Consider the following 631-nt stretch of genomic DNA (forward strand, 5'->3'; position numbering starts at 1 on the left):
ACCGCCACGCGAGCAACGCAGCGTCCGCCGCCACCCGCGCGGATTGCTGCGCCGACTGCCATCTGACCTGCCATGTTCTGGTCTCCGGCACCTCGGACCAGCCCCTTTCGCCACCACACACCTGCGTGGGGGACACTTAATCACCAGACGTATGTGTTGATCATGGAGGAGCCACCCGTGGAGTTCGACGTCACCATCGAGATCCCGAAGGGTTCGCGGAACAAGTACGAGGTGGACCACGAGACCGGTCGGATCCGCCTGGACCGTCGACTCTTCACCTCGACCAGCTACCCGGCCGACTACGGCTTCGTCGAGAACACCCTCGGCGAGGACGGCGACCCGCTGGACGCGCTGGTCATCCTGGACGAGCCGACCTTCCCGGGTTGCCTCATCAAGTGCCGCGCCATCGGTATGTTCCGGATGACCGACGAGGCGGGCGGCGACGACAAGCTGCTCTGCGTCCCGGCGTCCGACCCGCGGGTGGAGCACCTGCGCGACATCCACCACGTGTCGGAGTTCGACCGCCTGGAGATCCAGCACTTCTTCGAGGTCTACAAGGACCTGGAGCCGGGCAAGTCCGTCGAGGGCGCCGACTGGGTCGGCCGTACCGAGGCGGAGGCCGAGATCGAGG

1 protein-coding gene is annotated in these 631 nt (G+C 66.4%); it reads left to right on the forward strand.

Annotation, left to right across the window (positions count from 1 at the left end; translation table 11 throughout):
• Positions 1-177 precede the first annotated feature (177 nt).
• The coding region (locus AB0C16_RS40225) for an inorganic diphosphatase (protein ID WP_357691421.1) at positions 178-631 on the forward strand (454 nt) is incomplete at its 3' end.

The organism is Nonomuraea sp. NPDC048916, from assembly GCF_040649575.1.
Taxonomy (GTDB): Bacteria; Actinomycetota; Actinomycetes; order Streptosporangiales; family Streptosporangiaceae; genus Nonomuraea.